The sequence below is a fragment of the Ensifer sp. ENS09 genome (assembly GCF_014852425.1).
Lineage (GTDB): Bacteria > Pseudomonadota > Alphaproteobacteria > Rhizobiales > Rhizobiaceae > Ensifer.
On record NZ_JACVBP010000001.1, the window covers coordinates 617,906 to 638,396 of the forward strand.

A 20,491-nucleotide genomic window follows, 5' to 3' on the forward strand; every position below is an offset into this window, starting at 1 on the left:
TTCCGCCCGGCGCCATCTCATTGTTTAAAGGCGATTCTCGCTCGTTGCATCGAAGATCGAGGCAACGCCCATGTCGAAGGAAAGCGTGACCGCGGTGCCCGGGGCATAGCGCCGCTGGCCGGCGATGCGCACCGACATCGACTGGCCCGCGAGCTTCAGCCACAAGAGGTTGTCGGCGCCCATCGGTTCCTCGATATCGACCACCGCCCGGTGCGAGGCCGCAGCACCGCTTGCTGCCTCGTCGACGCGTACGTGTTCAGGCCTGAGGCCAAGAACGACTTTCTGCCCATGCACGAAGGGTGCGCGCGACGGATAGGCCGACACGTCGAAATCGACGCCGTTGACGTGCACATAGGCGCGCTGGTCGCGCAGCTGCAGCTCGCCACGGAAGAAGTTCATCGACGGCGAGCCGATGAAGCCGGCGACGAACAGGTTTTCCGGGGCGTTGTAGATCGTCATCGGATCGGCAAGCTGCTGGATCACGCCGCTCTTCATGACGGCGATACGGTCAGCCAGCGTCAGCGCCTCGATCTGGTCGTGGGTGACGTAGATCATCGTGTTCTTCAGCGACTGGTGCAGCCGCTTGATCTCGACGCGCAGTTCCGAACGCAGCTTGGCGTCGAGGTTGGAGAGCGGCTCGTCGAACAGGAACACGTCGACATCGCGCACCAGCGCCCGGCCGATCGCCACGCGCTGGCGCTGGCCGCCCGAAAGTTCGGAGGGCTTGCGCTTCAGCAGCGGCTGGATCTGCAGGATTTCGGCCGCACGGCTGACGCGCTTGTCGATCTCCTCCTTCGGAACCTTGGCGACCTGCAGGCCGAAGGAGAGGTTCTTCTCCACCGACATCTGCGGATAGAGCGCGTAGGACTGGAACACCATGCCGATGCCGCGGTCCTTGGGCTCCTCCCAGGTGACGTTCTTGTTCTTGATGAAGATCTGCCCGTCGCTGACGTCGAGCAGCCCGGCGATGCAGTTGAGCAGGGTCGACTTGCCGCAGCCCGACGAGCCGAGCAGCACCAGGAACTCGCCATCCTTGATGTCGAGGTTGAGCGTGTCGAGCACAGTGACGGCACCGAAGCTCAACGACAGGTCTTTGACCGATACGCTGACGTTTTGCATGTTGTTACCCTTTCACTGCGCCGGCGGCGATACCGCGGACAAAAAGCCGTCCGGAGACGAAGTAGACGAAGAGCGGAACCGCCCCGGTCAGGATCGTCGCTGCCATGTTGACGTTGTATTCCTTCACGCCCTGGACCGAATTGACGATGTTGTTGAGCTGAACCGTCATCGGGTAATATTCCGGCCGGGTGAACACGACGCCGAACAGGAAGTCGTTCCAGATGCCGGTGACCTGCAGGATCATCGCCACGACGAAGATCGGCAGCGACATCGGCAGCATGATCTTGAAGTAGATTGTCCAGAACCCGGCACCATCGACGCGCGCGGCCTTGAACAGTTCCTCCGGCAGACCGGCGAAATAGTTGCGGAAGAGTAGCGTCAGGATCGGCATGCCGAAGATGGTGTGCACGATGATGAGGCCGGTCAGCGTGCCATAGATGCCCAGTTCCCGGAGCACGATGACGATCGGATAGATCATCACCTGATAGGGGATGAAGGCGCCGACGATCAGGATGGTGAAGAACAGCTCCGCACCCTTGAAGCGCCAGTTGGCAAGCGCATAGCCGTTGACCGAGGCGATCGCGATCGAGACGATCGTCGAGGGAACGGTGATGCGCACCGAGTTCCAGAAGCCACGCGAAAGCCCGTCGCAGTTGAGCCCCGTGCAGGCGCTGGCCCAGGCCTTGACCCAGGGCTCGAAGGTGATTTCGACCGGCGGGGCAAAGATGTTGCCGAGCCGGATTTCCGGCATGCCCTTGAGCGAGGTCATGACCATCACGTAGAGCGGCAGCAGGTAGTAGAGCGCGACGACGATCAACGTGCCGTAGATCATGATGTTGCGGCCGGAAAGCGCCCGGCGGGGCTTGGCGCCGCGGGGACCGGCGAGGACACGCGCGGCCTCGGCCTTGGGTGCGGCTTCTTCCGCCACAGAATTGAAAGCAACGATATCAGACACGCTTGCGCCCTCCCCCGAATTCCAGATAGGCCCAAGGCACGATGATGATGGCGACGGTGATGAGCATCATGGTCGAGGCGGCGAAGCCCTGGCCGAGGTTCTGAGCCTGGAACATGTAGTCGTAGACGTATTTTGCCGGCACTTCCGACGCGATGCCCGGGCCGCCGCTCGTCTGCGCCACCACCAGGTCGTAGACCTTGACGATGCCGCTCGCGATGATCACCAGCGTGGTGATGAAGACGCCGCGCATCATCGGGATGACGACGAAGATATAGGTCTTCCACATCGGAATGCCGTCGACGCGCGCGGCCTTCCAGATGTCCTCGTCGATGCCGCGCAAGCCGGCAAGCATCAGGCACATGACGAGCCCGGTGCCCTGCCAGAGGGCTGCGATCAGGATGCCGTAGATGACGATGTCGGCATTATAGAGCGGGTCGAAGGTGAAGCTTTCCCAGCCGAGCGAACGCACCACCGACTGGATGCCGAATTCCGGATTGAGCAGCCACTGCCAGACCAGGCCCGTCACGATGAAGGACAGGGCGAAGGGATAGAGCATGATGGTGCGGAAGGTGTTTTCGAAGCGGATCTTCTGGTCCATCAGCGCCGCCAGCACGAAGCCGATAACGAGGCTGAAGATCAGCGAGAAGATGCCGTAGATCGCGAGATTCTGCACCGAAATCAGCCAGCGCGGTGCCGCCCACAGGCGCTCGTACTGGTCGAGGCCGACAAAGGACAGCCGCGGCAACAGCTTGGAATTGGTGAAGGAATAGACGACCGTCCAGATCGTACCGCCGAGGAAGATCACCACGGCCGTCAGGATCATCGGGACGGAGGCAATCTTCGCGTTCAGGTTCCGCAGCCACTGGTTCGGTCGGCCCGAACCCTGAGTGTAGCCTGCCATGTTTTGTTCCTCCGGAACTGCAATGGGTTTCGGACGATGGGCAGCGCCAATTGCGCCTTGCCTCATCAGGGCGACAACCACTCCCAAGGGCCCGCGAACGCGATCACGCGCGGACTGCCGGCACGGTCACGCCATGCCGGATGGGAGGCTTTGACCGGCCTCTTTTGAAAGCGAGGCCGGTCAAGGCAGTTGCGGTTACTCCGCCGCGGCGATGATGTCGGCGAAGCGCTTCTGCGCGTCTTCCGGCGTGATCGACGGGTTGGCGAAGAATTCGGAGAACAGGTCCTCCTTCTGCTTCTGGCTGTCGGCCGAAAGCAGCTGGTCGGTGCCCTGGATCACGTTGCCCTTGGCAAGAATGTCCAGGCCCTTCTTCATGCAGTCGTTGGCAGCCGCAAGATCGACGTCACCGCGCACCGGCAGCGAGCCTTTCTTGAGGTTGAAGGCCACCTGCGTCTTCGGATCGAGCAGCGTCGAGGCAAGCGCCTCCTGGGCCTTCGACTTCTCCTCATCCTTCAGCAGCGGGAAGTAGAAGGCATCGCCACCGGTCGAGATGATCTCGTTGACACCGAGACCGGGCAAGCAGGTGTAGTCGGTTCCGGCCTTCTGGCCGGCAAGCGCGAATTCGCCTTGCGCCCAGTCACCCATGATCTGGCCGCCGGCCTTGCCGGTAATCACCATGTTGGTCGCCTGGTTCCAGTCCTGGACATTGGTACCTTTCGACATGCGGCGGGCGTCGTCGGCAGCCTTGAAGACCTTGGCGATCTCGGGGCCCGCGGCCACTTCCTCATCCTTGTCGCCGAAGACCTTCTGGAAGGTGTCCTTGCCGGCAATCGCCACCATCAGCACGTCGAAGGCGCCGGCTGCCTGCCACGGCTGACCGCCGACGGCGAGCGGCACGATGCCTGCCTTTTCGAGCGCCGGTGCGGCGGCAACGAATTCATCCCAGTTCTTCGGAACCTCGACGCCGGCCGTTTTGAAGGCGGCATTCGACAGCCACAGCCACTGCCAGGAGTGGATGTTGACCGGGGCGCAATAGATCTTGCCGTCGATCGTGCAGGAATCGAGCAGGCTCGCCGGCTTGATGATGTCCTTCCAGTGCTCGCGGGTCGCGACATCGGTCAAATCGCGCATCAACCCGGCCTGGACCAGCTCTTCCGCCTGACGGCCGTGGTTGAACTGCGTGGCGCCCATCGGGTCGCCACCGGTGATGCGGCTGATCATGATCGGCCGGGCGGTGCCGCCGGAACCGGCGATCGCGCCGTCTACCCAGTGATTGCCCGTCGCATCGAAAGCCTTGGCAAGTTCGGCGACTGCGGCGGCTTCACCGCCTGATGTCCACCAATGCGTGACTTCGAGATCGGCGGCGCTGGCCGCACCAAGCGGTAGAGCCACGGCGGTTGCCAGCATGGCGGCGAAAGAACGTAATTTCATGAGTCTCCTCCCTCACTGTAACGTTACCGTAAAAAACTTAGTGCAATCGATTACAGGACGCAACACCCACCACAATCGATTTAAACAGAATTTTAAAAAACACCTATTGCGTGCAGATGACAGCGGCATTCCAAAGCGCTTTGCACCCCCTGCCAGCCCATTGGCGGCCAACGGGAAATCCCTATAGTATGCTGAAATTCATGTATTTTCGCCAAGAAAGGCACCCCATCGCCGGGATCGTCATTTCGCACGTGCGAAAATCATGCGTCGAAGGCTCTGATTCAACCTGCCCGCTCCATCTTTCGCAGTGCAGCAACGAAAACGCTCGACATCGGAACTGTATCGTTACAGATTTGAAGCAAATTGATCCGTCCAAAGCAGCATAGCCGCCAATGACTTTTCGTATATAAGGCGAGGAAGTGACAGGGCGACGGCGCGGCGGACGGGACTGAACCGACGCGTTTCGCTGCCTGGTGGGCAAACCGGCGGCGTGCGGCAAGAGAGTGGGCGGGTGACGGCGATGGACAACAAGACGAAAAACAGGCCGCAGTCACTGCCGGATGGGGCCCGGCCGACGCTGAAGACGATCGCCTTCATGACCGGGCTCGGCATCACCACTGTTTCGCGAGCATTGAAGGACGCGCCCGATATCGGCGCCGAAACCAAGGAGCGCGTGCGCCTCGTCGCCAAGCAGATCGGCTATCAGCCGAACCGCGCCGGCGTGCGTCTGCGCACCGGCAAGACCAATGTCATCAGCCTCGTCCTGACGCTGGAAGAAGAGATCATGGGCATCACCAGCCCGATGGTCGTCGGCATCACCGAGATCCTCGCCGGCACGCCCTATCACCTGGTCGTCACCCCCTATAGCGCCGTCAAGGACGCGCTGGCGCCGATCCGCTATATCCTCGACACGGGCGCTGCCGATGGCGTGATCATCTCGCGCACCGAGCCGCACGACCCGCGCGTGGCGTTGCTCACCGAACGCGGCCTGCCCTTCGTCACCCACGGCCGCACCGAGATGGGCATCGTGCATCCCTATCACGACTTCGACAACGAGCGCTTCGCCTATGAGGCGGTGCGCAAGCTGGTGGCGCGCGGCCGCCGCAAGCTGGTGCTGCTCGAACCGCCGCCGCACCTCACCTTCTATTCGCACATGCGCGCCGGCTTCGAGCGTGGACTTCGCGACTTCCAGGCCGATGCGGTCGGCTTCCACCAGACCAACATCGACCATTCACTGGTCGAGATCCGCGACGCGTTCGAGATGCTGATGCGCTCCGAGGACGCACCCGACGGCATCGTTTCGGGCAGCGGCTCCGGCGCGATCGCGCTGATCGCCGGTCTGGAGATGGCCAAGAAGAAGCTCGGCGAAGACTGCGACATGGTCTCGAAGTCCCCGAGCGACTTCCTGCGCTGGCTGCGCCCGGAAGTGATGACCATGTACGAGGACATCCGCGTGGCCGGTCGCGAACTGGCAAAGGCGGTCATCGGTCATATCGACGGCCAGCCGCCGGAAACACTGCAGAGCCTCAGCCAACCGGAATTCCAGCCACCGATCACGCGTGGTCTCAGGGCCTAGGAACGGCCGAAAACAGCCGTGAAGTCTTGCTTGTGACGCAGAAACCTGCGACAGGCCGGGGCAACAATTGGGCGCGTGCGCGCCCCGCTCCTCCCTTCAGGCTACCGCAGACATGATCCGTATCGAAAACATCAGCAAGCAGCTCAGCCACCGCATCCTCTTCATCGAAGCCTCCGCCGCGCTCAACCGCGGCGAAAAGGTCGGCCTTGTCGGCCCGAACGGCGCCGGCAAGTCCTCGCTCTTCCGCATGATCACCGGCGAGGAAACTCCGGACGAAGGCCAGGTCGCGGTCGATAAGGGTGTCACCATCGGTTACTTCAACCAGGACGTCGGCGAGATGTCCGGCAACAGCGCGGTTTCCGAAGTGATGAACGGTGCCGGGCCTGTCAGCGAAGTCGCCGCCGAACTGCGCGAGCTCGAGGCCGCCATGGTCGATCCGGATCGCCTCGATGAAATGGACGCGATCATCGAGCGCTACGGCGAGGTGCAGGCACGCTACGAGGAGCTCGACGGCTACGCGCTCGAGGGCCGCGCCCGCGAAGTGCTGGCGGGCCTGAGCTTTTCCCAGGAGATGATGGATGGCGACGTCGGCAAGCTCTCGGGTGGCTGGAAGATGCGCGTGGCGCTCGCCCGCATTCTGCTGATGCGCCCCGACGTGATGCTGCTCGACGAACCGAGCAACCATCTCGATCTCGAAAGCCTGATCTGGCTCGAAGACTTCCTCAAGAACTACGACGGCGCGCTGATGATGACCTCGCACGACCGCGAGTTCATGAACCGCATCATCACCAAGATCATCGAGATCGACGGCGGCCAGCTCAATGCCTATTCAGGCGACTACGGCTTCTACGAGCAGCAGCGCGCCCAGAACGAGAAGCAGCAGCAGGCGCAGTTCGAACGCCAGCAGGCGATGCTCGCCAAGGAAATCAAGTTCATCGAGCGCTTCAAGGCGCGCGCCTCGCACGCCTCCCAGGTGCAGAGCCGGGTGAAGAAGCTCGAAAAGATAGACCGGGTCGAGCCGCCGAAGCGCCGCCAGACGGTCAACTTCGAATTCCGCCCGGCGCCGCGTTCCGGCGAAGACGTCATCAACATCAAGGGCGTGCACAAGAAATACGGCAGCCGCAGCATCTATGAAGGTCTCGACTTCATGGTGCGCCGCCGCGAGCGCTGGTGCATCATGGGCATCAATGGTGCCGGCAAGTCGACGCTTCTGAAGCTCGTCGCCGGTTCCACCGAGCCGGACGAGGGCAACGTCGCGCTCGGCGCCAGCGTCAAGATGGGTTACTTCGCCCAGCATGCGATGGACGTGCTCGATGGCGACCGCACGGTGCTGCAGCAGCTCGAAGACACCTTCCCGCAGGCGGGCCAGGCGCCGCTGCGCGCGCTCGCCGGCTGCTTCGGCTTTTCCGGCGACGATGTCGAGAAGAAGTGCCGGGTGCTTTCCGGCGGCGAGAAGGCGCGTCTCGTCATGGCGATCATGCTCTTCGACCCGCCGAATCTGCTTGTTCTCGACGAACCGACCAACCATCTCGACCTCGACACCAAGGAAATGCTGATAAAGGCGCTCGCGGACTACGAAGGCACGATGCTGTTCGTTTCGCACGACCGCCACTTCCTCGCAGCCCTTTCCAACCGTGTGCTGGAGCTGACGCCCGAGGGCATCCATCAGTATGGCGGTGGTTACACGGAATATGTCGAGCGGACCGGCCAGGAAGCGCCGGGTCTTCGCAGCTGAAGCAAAGCAAGCTGGGCGTCGCGCGCCGGCGCCCAGCATTTCGCAGTCACCGCCTTCCTCGGCGGGACCGAGGACCTGCAAGCAGAACCCAAACGCATAACGCGACCCTGCTCTAAATCGGTACTGAAAAAACTAGGTTCTTGTGGCGCTGCCGTGGCAACGCCCACCGATCCTAACTTATCGCGCCGTGAAATCGATGGGACTTTGGTCCGACTCTTGCTGCCAAAGGTCTGAGTGTCATTGCCGCGCCATGCACCGGTCACATATTGCACGGGCTGGGGCGCCATCGCAGCAAACAAAAAGCTGCCAATCACTTCAGACAGGTGATGTTCGGCATGACATCGAGAATTGCATGGAAAGACAGGCTGACTAACCGCGCGTGGGCCTTCCTGTCCAATCCCTTGACCATCGGCATCTATCTTGCGTTCGCCATGCTTTGCGCCTTCGTCGGCAGCGCAACGACCGGTGTCCCGGCCTATCTGCTTATGGCCATCGGCTTTCTGCTGGTGATCTTTGTCGATCCGCCAAAGAGGCTGGGTAGGCTGCGGCAACGGCGCCGCCGCTCGTCACCGGCAAACACGGTTGCGCCATTCCCACGTCGCACGGATGAGCGCGAAACGATGCGGGGTTCGCAGCGCCCTGGCGAACGCAGCCGAACCCGCGACGACCGCCACGCTTCTCGGCGCTAGCCGCGCCCGCCAGGGGTCTTTGGGACAACTGGCGTCACGCGGCGCACAAGCCTCAGCCCGCAACAATCGGCCCTTTCGGCCGTTTTCCGTCTGACGTACATTCCCATGAACGGACGCATGACGTCCACGGTGCAGCCAAGCCATCCAGCATGAGATGGCGATGAAAGCGCGTGGGCACGATGAAGACGAAACACTACGTGCTGCAAATCTTTCGCGCCGCCTTCGCCGACAGGCTGGTGCTGATCATCGTTGTGCTGATGATTGCCTCGCTTTTCGCCGTCCTGCCGATCAAGTCCTGTTCCAATCCCAGCGCTTCAGGCGGCGGGGGAACCACCGAACGATCTGTACCCGTCTCGATGACAGGCTAGCACCCCGTCCAGGCAAAACGAGGCCCAAACGAAAACGGGGCGACCCGAAGGCCGCCCCGCATTGATCTGCTTACCCGAACGGTCAGGCGTTGAGGCCGCTGCCCCACGGGCCATGATGACTGTCGGCGCCGTCGACGCGGTCAAAGCCATGGGCGCCGAAGAAGTCGCGTTGCGCCTGGATGACGTTGGCCGTGCCGCGGCCGCGGCGATAGCTGTCGAAATAGCCGAGTGCCGAGGCAAGCGCCGGCACCGGCAGGCCGCCGAGAACGGCCGCCGAGACGACGCGGCGCAGTGCCCCGTCGGTGTCCTTGACCATGGCGGCAAAGGCCGGCGTGACGATCAGGTTGGCGGCGTCAGGCGCCTTGGTGAAGGCGGTGGTGATTTCGTCCAGGAACTGCGAACGGATGATGCAGCCGGCGCGCCAGATCTTGGCGATCGTCGGCATCGGCAGATTCCAGTCGAACTCCTTGGAAGCCGCCGACATCACGGCAAAGCCTTGCGCATAGGCGCCGATCTTGGCGGCAAGCAGCGCACTTTCGAGATCCTTGATGAAGGCCGCCTTGTCGGCCACCTTGAACTCGCCGACTGCGGGAAGGCCGAGGATCTTCTCGGCCGCTTCGCGCTCGTCCTTCATCGAGGAAATGCTGCGCGCGGCAACGGCAGCCTCGATGCCGGTTGCCGGCACGCCCATGTTCTGCGCCTCGATCACCGACCACTTGCCGGTGCCCTTCTGGCCAGCCTTGTCGAGGATCAGGTCGACGATCGGCTTGCCGGTCAGCGGATCGGCAGCCTTCAGCACCTTCTCGGTGATCTCGATCAGGTAGGAATTGAGGCGACCCTTGTTCCAGGTGCCGAAGACTTCGCCGATCTCGCTCGCCGACATCTTCAGGCCGTCGCGCAGGATGCCGTAGATTTCGGCGATCATCTGCATGTCGGCATATTCGATGCCGTTGTGGATGGTCTTGACGAAGTGACCGGCACCGTTTTCGCCGAGCCAGGCGACGCAGGGCACGTTGTCATACTTGGCGGCGATCGAGGTCAGCACGCTCTCGACGCGCTTCCAGGACTCTTCCGTTCCGCCGACCATGATCGACGGACCGTGGCGTGCACCTTCCTCGCCGCCGGAAACGCCCATGCCGATGAAGGTGAGGCCCGAATCCTTCAGCGCCTCGAAGCGACGCATCGTGTCGCGGAAGTTGGCGTTGCCGGCATCGATCATGATGTCGCCCTTGGCGAGATACGGCTCAAGGATCTTCATCTGCTGGTCGACCGGCTCGCCTGCCTTGATCATGATGATGATTGGGCGCGGCGGGCGGATGGCGGCGACGAATTCTTCAATGGTGTCGCAGGGCACGATCTGGCCCTGAAGTTCGCCGGCTTCCGCGTAGAATTTGTGCGTGGCCTCGACGGTGCGGTTGAACACCGCGATCTTGTTGCCTTTTTCAGCGATGTTGAGCGCCAGGTTCGAGCCCATGACGCCGAGACCGATTAGGCCGATTTCCGCCTGTGACACGTGATTGTCTCCTTGGACAGAAGTGCCGGGCGCGATCGGGATAAGCGCGTCAGAGCCGGCTCTTCGAATTGAACTTCGCCCCGTCGCGGGGGGCTCTGTCGAAGGCCCGGGCGCGAGAAGCGACGGCGGAGGTTGTTTTGGCATTCAAATCGATTAAGGACAAGTGATTACTGCCGAAATCACTTCTTTTCGGGCTTGCCGTCGCCATCGTCCAGCACCCGCCAGGAGGCCCCTTCGAGGTCTTCGTACTGGCCGCTCTTCAACGCCCAGAGGAAGGCGACGAGGCCGATCCCACCGAGAAACAGCGCGATGGGAATGAGATAGATGAGCGTGTTCATGAGGCGCTCCCGACCGGCTGCAGCGTGACGGCTGCCTTCTGTTCGGCTGCCGCCGTGACATTGCCGGTCGCCGCGCGCAGGCGCAAGGCATTGGCAACGACGATCACCGACGAGGTCGACATGGCAACCGCCGCGATCAGCGGCGTGGCATAGCCGAGGATCGCGATCGGCACGGCGATGACGTTGTAGCCGATCGCGAGCGCAAAGTTCTGGCGGATCAGCCGCCCGGCCCGGCGCGACGTATCGATCGCCATCGGCACGGCGTTCAGCCCCTGGTGCAGGAAGACGAAGTCCGCCGCTTGGCGCCCGACATCGGCCGCCGTTGCCGGCGCCATCGAGACGTGAGCCGCCCTGAGTGCCGGTGCATCGTTGATGCCGTCGCCGACCATCAGCACCCGGTGCCCGCCCTCGGCAGCCGCCGCACATTCGTCGACCTTGCCGCGCGGCGTCAGTTCCGCCTTGTAGCGTTCGATGCCGATCCGGCGGGCGAGCGCCGCAACGACAGGCTCGCGGTCGCCGGAGAGAATGCCGGTCGACAGGCCGAGGCGTCCAAGTTCCTCGATGCTTTCGCGGGCGAAGGGCCGCAGCCTATCCTCGAAGCGGAAGCAGGCGAGTTCGCGGCCGTCGAGCGACAGGATCACTTCCGACTGACCGGTCGCCTCGCCGGCATCGCCACAGGCAAAGGCGCGGCTGCCGAGCCGGTAGACACCGGCGTCTGTCTGCGCCTCGATGCCGGCACCGGGGATTTCGCGGATGTCGCCGTTGACGACGGGCGCGAGCGCCGCCGCATCATGAATGGCCATCGCCAGCGGATGGCGCGAATGCACCGCAAGCCCCGCCGCCGTCGCGAGAATCGAAGGTTGAATGTCCTGACCGTTGACGAGACGCGGCTCGCCCACCGTGAGCGTGCCCGTCTTGTCGATCAGCACCGTATCGATTTCGGCCAATCGCTCCATGGCCGAGCCGTCCTTGACCATGACGCCGTTCTGGAAGAGCCGTCCGGCGGCAATCACCTGCACGACCGGCACCGCAAGCCCCAGTGCGCAGGGGCAAGTGATGATCAGCACGGCGACCGCGACCAACATCGCATGGTGGAAATCGCCATTGACGAACATCCAGCCGATGAAGCTCAAGAGCGCCAGCAGATGCACCGCCGGCGAGTAATATTGCGCCGCGCGGTCGGCGATGCGGCGATAGCGCGCCCTGCCTCCTTCGGCGGCTTCCATCAGCCCCATGATCTCGGCAAGCAGCGAGTCGCGTGCCGCCGCCGTCGCTTCGATCGTCAGCGGTCCGGTAAGGTTCAGCGTTCCCGCCTCGACGGTGTCGCCGACCTTGACCGGCGCCGGCGCGCTCTCGCCGTTGACGATCGAGCGATCGAGATCGCTGGCGCCCAAGAGAATGCGGCCGTCGACGGGGATCCGCTCGCCGGCAGCGATGGCCAGCTTTTCGCCGGGCTTTATCTCGTCGACAGGACGATATTCGCGTCCGCCCTCAGCATCCACCACCATGGCGCCGCGCGGCGAGAGCCGCGCGAGGCCGCTGATCGCCGAGCGGGCGCGCCCGCGCATCATGTGGTCGAGCGTGCGGCCGATCAGCAGGAAGAAAAGCAGCATCACCGTGCCGTCGAACCAGGCATGGGTGCCGTGGGTGATCGTCTCGTAGAGAGAGATCGAATAGGAGAGCGTGATCGCGAGCGCGATCGGCACGTCCATGTTGGTGCGGCCGTGCTTCAACGCGTTCCAGGCGGATGCATAGAAGAAGCGTCCGGCATAGATCAGCGTCGGCGCGGCAATCAGCGCCGAGATCCAATGAAAGAGATCGCGGGTTGCCGCCTCCGCCCCCGACCAGACGGAGACCGAAAGCAGCATGATGTTGGCCGAGGCAAAGCCCGAGACGGCAACGGCGCGCACCAGCTTCTTCAGCGTCTGGTCGCCGTCTTCCTCGCCCGGTGCGAAAAGATGGGTTTCGTAGCCGCGCGACCGGATGGCCCGCGCCAGTTCTCGCGGATCGGTACGCGAGCCATTGACCTCTTCCTTCCAGACGATCGACACGCGCCGCGACGAAAGGTTCACGCGCGCCCGGTCGACCTCCGGCCGCGTCTTCAAAGCGCCTTCAAGCGTGGTGATGCAGGCGCCGCAATGCACGCCGGGAACGCTCAGATCCGTCTGGCGCAGGCCGCCGCCGAGCGTGCGGCTCATCAACCACAGCTCTTCCGTGGTCGGCAGTCCCTGCCCGGCCCTGTCGATCTCCAGAGCCATTTCGGTTCCGGGGGCGCAGCAGCTCATTGGGCGGCTCCCGGCACCATGAAGCGGATCGCCTGGCGATAAACGACGGTGTCGCCCGATGTCGCGGTAATGTCGGCGATCCACTGGCCGCGCTTCAGCGCGGTTGCGGCAACGAAGACGCCCTCGCCCTGATGCGCCATCTCGACCGTGACATCCTCATGCTCCTCGACCGGCCGCTTCAGCACGGCAACCACCTTGTCGGCAGTCATCTCGGGATTGCCCCGGCGCGTCAGCGTGTAGCGCAGCGCCTCGTTTTCGACGCTGAGCTTGCCGTCGAGGCCATCGGCGACAAAGGCCTTCGCCTCCTTCACCTTGCCGTTGAACTGCTGGCTCGCGACATAGGTGTTCTGCACCACCAGCCCGCTCCAGCTGTTGCTCGCGTTCCAAGCCATGATCAGGTTGACGGTGATGATGGTGCCGAAGAAGAGCACCATGACGCCGAGCATGTGCCAGCCGGTGAAGGGCCGCGGTGCCTTTGCCTGTTTTGCCCCTGCCTGGTTGGTTGTCATTTTGCGGCTCCCGGGCTGTTGAAGTTGGCCTTGTAGACGTCGCGCTCGTGGCTCGACGGATCCTCGACGATGAGGCTGAAACCGTCAGCCGCTTCGGTCAGCTTGTCCTTCGGCAGCGTTACGAACACCTTGACCGCCGTCACCTTGTCCGGATCGACACCGAGGGCAAAGGTGCGTCCGTCGCCCGGTGCCTGGCCGGCGATGCGCATGGTCGCCGAAGGCATGCCGTCGATGGCAAGCGTGATCGTGCGTTGTTCCGGGATCATGTTCAAGAGCTTGACCATGTAGCCGTTGCGTACCGAACCGTCGGATTCGACGACGAATTGCGGGTTGCGGTCGTGCAGCACGTTGAGCTCCAGCCGGTCGCGCGACAGAAGCGCATAGAGCAAGCCGATGCCAACGAGCGTCCAGACGCCGAGATAGACGAGCACGCGCGGGCGGAAGACGATCTTCCAGTTGAAGTGGCGCACTTTGTCGGAAAATGCGCCGTCAGCGTTGCGCACCCGGCCCGGATCGATCGCCGCCGTACCGCCATTGGTGGCAAGCGCCATGTTGGCGGCATAATCGTTGAGCGTCGCATAGGAGATCAGACCGCGCTCGCGGCCGAGCTTGTCCATGACGCCGTCGCAGGCATCGATGCAGAGCGCGCAGGTGATGCATTCGAGCTGCTGGCCATCGCGAATGTCGATGCCCATCGGACAGACGACGACGCAAGCGTTGCAATCGACGCAATCGCCGACGGCCTCGCCGGCGGCAACCGCCTTCTTCTGGTGGCGCGAGCGCGGCTCGCCGCGCCAGTCGTTGTAGGTGACGACAAGCGAGTTCTCGTCAAGCATCGCCGCCTGGATGCGCGGCCACGGGCACATATAGGTGCAGACCTGCTCGCGCATCAGCCCGCCGAAGACATAGGTCGTCGCCGTGAGGATAGCGACGGTCATGTAGGCGACCATGGGCGCTTCCAGCGAAACGAAGCTTTTCAAAAGCGTCGGTGCATCGGCGAAATAGAAGATCCAGGCGCCGCCCGTGGCGATGCCAATCATGATCCAGATCGAGTGCTTCGACACCCGCTTGACGATCTTGTCGAACGTCCAGGGACCGGCATCGAGCTTCATGCGGGCATTGCGATCGCCTTCGATGTAGCGTTCGACCACCAGGAAGAGATCCACCCAGACCGTCTGCGGACAGGTATAGCCGCACCAGGCGCGGCCGACGGCGGACGTCACCAGGAACAGGCCGAAGCCGGCCATGACGAGCAGGCCCGCGACGAAGAAGAACTCCTGCGGCCAGATCTCGATGAAAAAGAAGTAGAAGCGCCGGGCGGCGATATCGACGAGCACCGCCTGATCCGGTGCATGCTCACCGCGATCCCAACGGATCCACGGCGTCAGATAATAGATGCCGAGCGTGACCAGCATCACCAGCCACTTGAAGCGGCGGAAACTGCCTTCGGCGCGCTTGGGGAAGATCTTCTTGCGCTTTTCGTAGAGCGGCTTGCGCACATGCGCCGCATTGACCGGTTCGGCCTCGTGACGTTCGACAGAGGCAGGATTTGCGGCGGATTGTGGGCTCATTTGTGGGAAATCCCCGGATATGTCATGTATTGCACCACGTTTTGCCTGATTTGGCCCCCGAAAACGTTGATCTGTGTCAAGTTTGCGGGCTAAAGCGCCAGCATGCGGCGAAAGGTCCGGGCATTCGCAAGATGCCTGGCTCAAGCGAAGTGAACGGCCTTTCCCATCCGATCCGCATTGCGGTTCGCCACGTCACCACACCTTGCAATACCAAAGAGGAACCGCATGGACACGATCATCGGCTTTCTGAACACGATCTTTTGGGGCTACGTGCTGATCTACGGCCTGCTCGCCGTCGGCATCTATTTTACGCTGCGCCTCGGCTTTCCGCAGATTGTGCATTTCGGCGAGATGTTCCGGGTCTTGAGCAGCGGCGGCTCGAAGGATGCAGCCGGCATCAGCCCGTTCCAGGCGCTGACCGTCAGCCTCGCCTCGCGCGTCGGCACCGGCAACCTCGCGGGCGTTGCCGTCGCGCTCTATCTCGGTGGTCCGGGTGCGACCTTCTGGATGTGGATGGTGGCGCTCGTCGGCATGGCGACGGCCTATGCGGAGAGCGCCTTGGCGCAGCTCTACAAGGTGCGCAACGAAAACGGCCAATATCGCGGTGGCCCGGCCTTTTACATTGCGCGTGGTCTCAACGCGCCCTGGGCGGCAACGATCTTCTCCGTCTGCCTCATTCTGTCCTTCGGCCTCGTCTTCAACGCCGTGCAGGCCAACTCCATCGCCGATGCCGTCCAGGGTGCCTTCGGCGTGCCGAAGATCGCCGTCGGCATCGCGGTTGCGGCCATCTCCGGCATCGTCATCTTCGGCGGCATCCGCCAGATTGCCCGCGTCGCCGAAATCGTCGTGCCCTTCATGGCGATCGCCTATCTGCTGACGGCGATCTACGTGCTCGTCGTCAACGCGTCGATCGTGCCGAGCGTGCTGTGGACGATCATCTCCAGCGCCTTCGGCCTGCAGGAGGCGGCAGGCGGCGTTGCCGGCGGCGTCACGGCGGCGATGATGAACGGCGTCAAGCGCGGCCTCTTCTCCAACGAGGCCGGCATGGGCTCGGCCCCGAACATCGCGGCCGTCGCCACGCCCGTGCCGCATCACCCGGCATCGCAGGGCTTCGTGCAGTCGCTCGGCGTCTTCATCGATACCATCCTGATCTGCACCGCGACCTCGGTGATGATCCTGCTGTCGGGCACCTTGGAACCCGGCTCCGGCGTCACCGGCACGCAGCTGACGCAGGCGGCGATGAATGTGCATATCGGCTGGGCCGGTAGCTACTTCATCGCGGTCGCGATCTTCTTCTTCGCCTTCACCTCGATCATCGGCAACTATTCCTATGCGGAGAACGCGCTCACCTACCTGGGCGGTGCCAACCGCCTCGGCGTCACGATCATGCGCTGCGCGGTCCTTGCGATGGTCGTCTGGGGCGCGTCGGAAAGCATCACCACAGTGTTCGACGCCGCCGATGCCTCCATGGGCTTGATGGCGACGATCAACCTCATTGCCATCGTGCTCCTCTCCGGTACCATTGCCAAACTGACGAAGGACTATTTCGCCCAGCGCCGGCAGGGTCTCGATCCGGTCTTCCATGCAGCCGACTATCCGGAACTGCAGGGCCAGATCGATGGCGAGATCTGGTCGCGCGAAGAGGCGATCGGAACCGGGCGAAGCTTGGAGGAAAAGGCATGGACGGCGCCCTCGGGCCGCTGACACAGACGAAGCTGCCTCCGCCAGAACCGACGCTGGCCAAACGGCGTGGCATCTATAAAGAGCATGCCGCGCCCGACGAACTTGGCCGCCATGTCGAATGCCTCTGGCGCCACCAATTGCTGGATGGGACGGCCGCACCCATCGCGGTCGTGCCCGACGGCTGCGTCGATATCCTCTGGTCTCGGCATGGCCTGGCAGTTGCCGGGCCCGATCGGGTAGCCGCCTTCCCGGTCTTTGCGCCCGGCACCGATATCATCGGCCTGCGGTTCCGCCCAGGCATCGCAGCCTCCTTCCTGCGCACATCGCTTTCGCAGATCCTCGGCGAGGTCGTTCCGCTCGATGCCTTCTGGGGCCGTGCCGCGCGCGAACTCGAAACCAGGATTGAGGACGCGCCCGATGCAGCCCGCCGCGCCGCGATGCTCGCGGAAGCGATGCTTGAACGCCTGCCGGCCGTCTCGTCGCCACCGGGCGATATCGCCGCCACCCTCGCCCATCTGCGGCAGAGCCATGGCTCGTCCGACAACCCCATCCGCGCCCTCGCCGCCGCCACCGGCACGAGCGAAAGGACGCTTAGGCGCCGCTGCCACGAGCATTTCGGCTACGGCGCCAAGACACTCGACCGCATCCTGCGCCTGCAGCGCTTCCTCGGGGCATGCCAAAGGGAACCGTCGGCGGCGCTCGGCCTGCTCGCGCTCGACGCCGGCTATGCCGACCAGGCGCATCTGTCGCGCGAGGCCAGGGAACTCACCTCGCTCTCACCCGCCGAAATCCGCCGCCAGCTCGCAGCTGACCGGCAAGCAGCCTGACTGGCCGTTTCGTTCAAGACCGATCAGGCCGCCCATGCTACTCCTTCGCTCAGGAGAACAATGCATGGCAACACTGGAAGCAAAGATCGTTCACACCACCATCGACCGCGACTGGCGCGCGGTCTATGCCTTCATGGCTAAGCCCGAGAACATGCCGCGCTGGGCGTCCGGCCTTTCGTCGGGTCTAACCCGCGACGGCGACCATTGGCTTGCGCCGGGCCCTCTCGGCAATGCCCACGTGCGCTTTGCGCCGGACAACGCCTTCGGTGTTGTCGATCATCGCGTTACGCTGGAAGACGGCACGGAGGTCCACAATGCGTTGCGCGTCGTTCCGAACGGCGACGGCGCGGAGGTGATGTTCACGCTGCTGCGCCAGCCGGGCATGAGCGCGGAACAATTTGCCGGCGACGCCGGCTGGGTGGCGAAGGATCTCGCCACGTTGAAATCAATCATGGAATCCGGAGAAGACAGATAAAATGGGTAACAAGGGCAACGACAGCCGCATCGACTATGTCGAGTTCAACGTCTCCGACATCGCCGCCGCCAAGGCCTTCTACGGCAGCGCCTTCGGCTGGACCTTCACCGATTACGGCCCGGAATATTGCGAATTCCAGGACGGCCGTCTGACCGGCGGCTTCACCACCACCGGCCCTGTCGGCAGCGGCGGACCGCTGATCATCCTCTATGCGAACACGCTGGAGGACATGCTCGCCCGCGTCGAAAAGGCCGGCGGCAGGATCGTCAAGCCGATCTTCACCTTTCCCGGCGGAAGACGCTTCCATTTCGCCGACCCGGATGGTTACGAACTGGCGGTCTGGTCGGCGCAGTAGAGGGTTCAGAAGGCGCGGCCCGGAAGGAAGAGGCGACAGGACCATTCGGGTTCAGTGAATAGTTGAACACTGGCGAACGGCCGCTCCTTCCTCCTACGTCATTTCCGTGCTCGTCACAGAAATGACGTAGGAGGAGGGAGAGAGGGCAGCGCGCGTACCATGCTCGCGGCGTGTCTCTTTGCGTGACCGGCAGTCAACCGATACGTCCGCGACGCGTCGCCGCCCCCCCCCCTAACCTGTGGACAGGCCATCCCGCTTTACGCCGGTTTAATCTCTACACGTCAGAATTGCGCGCGACGAACACGAGGGCGCGCAGAGCATGGCCGACACGCATGATTTTCTGAAGAACTCCGTCATAATCGGCGCCCATCCCGATGACGAATTGCTGTGGTTCACCTCGATCCTCAACAAGGTCGATGAGGTGATCATCCTTTATCGCGACATCTGGTCTGAGCCGCAGATGGGCGACGCGCGCACCGCTGCGATCAAGGCCTATCCGCGCGGCAACGTGCGCTTCCTCGAAATGGAAGAAACCGGCTCGTTTGACTGCGCCGACTGGACGAACCCGAAGCCCGGCCCCTTCGGCATGGAGTTCGGCACCGAAGGTACGCGCCGCGAAGCCAAGCGCATCGTCAAGAAGTCGCTGTCGCAGATCATGCCCGGCAGCTTCCGCCACTCGACCCGGCCGATCGCGCAGGCTTACCGCGACAATTACGAGACGCTCTACCGCACGCTGCTGCCGCTCTTGAAGCCCGACATGAACGTCTTCACCCACAATCCCTGGGGCGAGTATGGCCACGAGGATCACGTGCAGGTCTTCCGGGTGCTCGACCGCCTGCGCGACGAAATTGGCTTCAAGCTCTGGATGTCGAACTATTGCACAGAGCGCTCCATGCCGCTCGCCATGCAGTATTTCAGCCGCCGGCCGCAAAACTACGTCCGCCTGCCGGCCGACAAGGGCTTTGCCGAGCAGGTGGCCAACATCTATCGCCAGCACGGCTGCTGGACCTGGCGCGACGATTGGGTCTGGTTCGACGACGAGTGCTTCATGGAAGCGCCGTCGAGCAAGCCGGAAAGCGGCGGCTTTCATCTCCTGCCGATGAACCTCTTCAACTTCGGCACGGTCGTGAAGCGGCCGGTCAACACCTCGCTGCTTCTCGGCACGGCGCTGTCGAGCGTTGTCGTCGGCGCCACCATCGCCGCAGCTCTCGAATAGGCCGAACCAAAAGAGGCGGCCGCTTCGGTTATCGCTCTCGGGCGAGCACCGGTTCGGCGAAATAGACCACCATGCGCAGATGCCGGTGTTCGTCCACCACCAGCGTCTCATGGCGGAAACGCCGGCGCTCGGCTGCAGCATCGATCAGGGATCCGATCCCGCGCCGGGCCTCGTCGCCACCAGGGGCTGCCCACCAGCGCCTGAAATCGGCCGAAAGGTCCTTGAGGCTTTCGACCAGGGCTAGCATCGACGGATCATCGGGGCCCACGGCGAAATCATATCGAAACTGGGCGAGCAGCTTCGGCGCGTCTTCGCGCCAGGCGGGCATACGCCGCCGCATCTCGGGATCGGCAAACACCATCTGCAAAATATTGCCAAGCTCCGGCCTCCGGGCACTGAAGCCGAACAGCGCGTCCGCCGCCGCATTCCAGGCAACGACATCCCAGCGCAGGTTGACCACATAGGCCGGCCGCGCCGTCAGCTCGTCCAGCAACTGCTGGACCAAAGGCGAAACGGTGACGCGATGATGCGCCTCCGGCGGCGGCGGCCGCTTGTGGGCCAGCAGGAACAGGTGGCTGCATTCGGCGTCATCGAGCTTCAGCGCCCGTGCCACATTCAACAGGAACGCCTCCGACACCTTGATGTCGCGCCCCTGCTCGAACCAGGTGTACCAGGTGAGCCCGACGCCGGCGAGCGCTGCCACCTCCTCGCGCCTGAGGCCGGGGGTGCGTCGCCGCCCGTTGAACGCGAGCCCAGCATCGGCCGGCGTCAGCTTCGCCCGGTGCCGCGTCAGAAACTCCGACAGCTCGTTCTTGCTTCGCTCAAGGCTTCGTTCGTTCACACTATTGCTCGCAGTAATAGGATAAATACTTAAATTGTAACAGGACTAGTGTGCCCTGAAGATGTGGTTTCCGCAACCAGCCCAAGCGACGACGGAGATCACTT

Annotated in this window: 19 protein-coding genes; 9 read left to right on the plus strand and 10 right to left on the minus strand. The window is 63.2% G+C overall.

The window, feature by feature from the left end; translation table 11 throughout:
* Window positions 1-24: 24 nt before the first annotated feature.
* The 4 genes from IB267_RS03060 to IB267_RS03075 form a co-directional block, all read right to left on the minus strand.
* Complete coding sequence (locus IB267_RS03060) at window positions 25-1,119, minus strand: ABC transporter ATP-binding protein (protein WP_192446350.1); 1,095 nt, start codon at window positions 1,117-1,119, stop codon at window positions 25-27.
* Window positions 1,120-1,123: 4 nt separating this feature from the next.
* Window positions 1,124-2,074: a carbohydrate ABC transporter permease gene (locus tag IB267_RS03065; protein ID WP_192446351.1), complete on the minus strand. Its 951-nt coding sequence runs from the start codon at window positions 2,072-2,074 to the stop codon at window positions 1,124-1,126.
* Window positions 2,067-2,975, minus strand: a complete 909-nt coding sequence (locus IB267_RS03070) for a carbohydrate ABC transporter permease (protein WP_192446352.1) — start codon at window positions 2,973-2,975, stop codon at window positions 2,067-2,069. Before IB267_RS03070 ends, IB267_RS03065 begins: the two co-directional genes overlap by 8 nt.
* Window positions 2,976-3,170: 195 nt before the next feature.
* Window positions 3,171-4,406, minus strand: coding sequence for an ABC transporter substrate-binding protein (locus tag IB267_RS03075; RefSeq protein WP_192446353.1), 1,236 nt, complete (start codon window positions 4,404-4,406; stop codon window positions 3,171-3,173).
* Window positions 4,407-4,926: 520 nt separating this feature from the next.
* On the opposite strand from IB267_RS03075, the gene IB267_RS03080 reads away from it, so the two are divergent.
* The 4 genes from IB267_RS03080 to IB267_RS03095 all read left to right on the plus strand — a co-directional run bounded on the left by IB267_RS03080 (window position 4,927) and on the right by IB267_RS03095 (window position 8,774).
* The gene (locus IB267_RS03080) at window positions 4,927-5,982 is read left to right on the plus strand and encodes a LacI family transcriptional regulator (RefSeq protein WP_192446354.1); all 1,056 of its coding nucleotides are present in this window, start codon (window positions 4,927-4,929) and stop codon (window positions 5,980-5,982) included.
* A 112-nt stretch (window positions 5,983-6,094) separates the two neighbouring features.
* On the plus strand, window positions 6,095-7,717 hold the full coding sequence (locus IB267_RS03085; RefSeq protein ID WP_192446355.1) for an ABC-F family ATP-binding cassette domain-containing protein: 1,623 nt from the start codon (window positions 6,095-6,097) through the stop codon (window positions 7,715-7,717).
* Between the two features lie 335 nt (window positions 7,718-8,052).
* The gene (locus tag IB267_RS03090) at window positions 8,053-8,406 is read left to right on the plus strand and encodes a hypothetical protein (RefSeq protein ID WP_192446356.1); all 354 of its coding nucleotides are present in this window, start codon (window positions 8,053-8,055) and stop codon (window positions 8,404-8,406) included.
* 170 nt (window positions 8,407-8,576) lie between these two features.
* A complete protein-coding gene (locus IB267_RS03095; RefSeq protein WP_192446357.1) occupies window positions 8,577-8,774 on the plus strand; it encodes a hypothetical protein in 198 nt (65 codons plus the stop codon).
* A gap of 82 nt (window positions 8,775-8,856) precedes the next feature.
* On the opposite strand, the gene gndA is transcribed toward IB267_RS03095, so the two are convergent.
* The 5 genes from gndA to ccoG form a co-directional block, all read right to left on the minus strand.
* The gene (gndA, locus tag IB267_RS03100) at window positions 8,857-10,287 is read right to left on the minus strand and encodes an NADP-dependent phosphogluconate dehydrogenase (protein WP_192446358.1); all 1,431 of its coding nucleotides are present in this window, start codon (window positions 10,285-10,287) and stop codon (window positions 8,857-8,859) included.
* Between the two features lie 179 nt (window positions 10,288-10,466).
* Window positions 10,467-10,625 (minus strand): cbb3-type cytochrome oxidase assembly protein CcoS, encoded by a 159-nt coding sequence (gene ccoS, locus IB267_RS03105; RefSeq protein WP_043615060.1) that lies wholly within the window; start codon window positions 10,623-10,625, stop codon window positions 10,467-10,469.
* The gene (locus IB267_RS03110) at window positions 10,622-12,910 is read right to left on the minus strand and encodes a cation-translocating P-type ATPase (protein ID WP_192446359.1); all 2,289 of its coding nucleotides are present in this window, start codon (window positions 12,908-12,910) and stop codon (window positions 10,622-10,624) included. Before IB267_RS03110 ends, ccoS begins: the two co-directional genes overlap by 4 nt.
* Window positions 12,907-13,419, minus strand: a complete 513-nt coding sequence (locus tag IB267_RS03115; protein WP_192446360.1) for a FixH family protein — start codon at window positions 13,417-13,419, stop codon at window positions 12,907-12,909. Before IB267_RS03115 ends, IB267_RS03110 begins: the two co-directional genes overlap by 4 nt.
* Window positions 13,416-14,990 (minus strand): cytochrome c oxidase accessory protein CcoG, encoded by a 1,575-nt coding sequence (ccoG, locus tag IB267_RS03120; RefSeq protein WP_043615050.1) that lies wholly within the window; start codon window positions 14,988-14,990, stop codon window positions 13,416-13,418. Before ccoG ends, IB267_RS03115 begins: the two co-directional genes overlap by 4 nt.
* Before the next feature lie 225 nt (window positions 14,991-15,215).
* On the opposite strand from ccoG, the gene IB267_RS03125 reads away from it, so the two are divergent.
* The 5 genes from IB267_RS03125 to IB267_RS03145 all read left to right on the plus strand — a co-directional run bounded on the left by IB267_RS03125 (window position 15,216) and on the right by IB267_RS03145 (window position 19,546).
* A complete protein-coding gene (locus IB267_RS03125; RefSeq protein WP_192446361.1) occupies window positions 15,216-16,694 on the plus strand; it encodes a sodium:alanine symporter family protein in 1,479 nt (492 codons plus the stop codon).
* Window positions 16,670-17,500, plus strand: coding sequence for a helix-turn-helix domain-containing protein (locus IB267_RS03130; RefSeq protein WP_192446362.1), 831 nt, complete (start codon window positions 16,670-16,672; stop codon window positions 17,498-17,500). The genes IB267_RS03125 and IB267_RS03130 overlap by 25 nt, the downstream gene beginning before the upstream one ends.
* A gap of 64 nt (window positions 17,501-17,564) precedes the next feature.
* A complete protein-coding gene (locus IB267_RS03135) occupies window positions 17,565-17,975 on the plus strand; it encodes an SRPBCC family protein (RefSeq protein ID WP_192446363.1) in 411 nt (136 codons plus the stop codon).
* 1 nt (window position 17,976) lies between these two features.
* Complete coding sequence (locus tag IB267_RS03140) at window positions 17,977-18,330, plus strand: VOC family protein (protein WP_192446364.1); 354 nt, start codon at window positions 17,977-17,979, stop codon at window positions 18,328-18,330.
* Between the two features lie 319 nt (window positions 18,331-18,649).
* On the plus strand, window positions 18,650-19,546 hold the full coding sequence (locus tag IB267_RS03145; RefSeq protein ID WP_192446365.1) for a hypothetical protein: 897 nt from the start codon (window positions 18,650-18,652) through the stop codon (window positions 19,544-19,546).
* Between the two features lie 28 nt (window positions 19,547-19,574).
* On the opposite strand, the gene IB267_RS03150 is transcribed toward IB267_RS03145, so the two are convergent.
* Entirely contained in the window at window positions 19,575-20,387 is an 813-nt protein-coding gene (locus IB267_RS03150) for a helix-turn-helix domain-containing protein (RefSeq protein WP_192446366.1), read from the minus strand.
* Between the last annotated feature and the right edge of the window lie 104 nt (window positions 20,388-20,491).